The 234-nt window shown below is 36.3% G+C and carries 1 protein-coding gene; it reads right to left on the bottom strand.

Going from position 1 to position 234, the window contains the following annotated elements:
- On the bottom strand, positions 1-234 hold a 234-nt coding region (locus tag IEQ44_RS18805), incomplete at both ends, for a hypothetical protein (protein WP_193639495.1).

Raw genomic sequence — 234 nt, 5'->3', positions numbered from 1 at the left:
TTTCCAATTGTTCTTGAGCTTCCTTAATTTTTCCGTATCGCAATTCGGCTACTTTGCCATAATCTCCATCACGCTCTGCGCGTTCAGCTTCTAATTTGAAATTTTCAATATTCTGCTTAGTATTTTGAATATTGTCTACAACTTCTTTTTCGCTTTTCCACTTCGCATTGATTTCATTGCGTTGTTCTTTTAGGTTAGCTAAATCCGAACGAAGCGCTTTTAATTTGGTTTCGT

The sequence above is a fragment of the Nocardioides malaquae genome (genome assembly GCF_015070385.1).
Taxonomy (GTDB): domain Bacteria; phylum Actinomycetota; class Actinomycetes; order Propionibacteriales; family Nocardioidaceae; genus Nocardioides; species Nocardioides malaquae.
The sequence above is the reverse complement of the archived record's forward strand: the minus strand, read 5'-3'. Positions and strand labels throughout refer to the sequence as shown.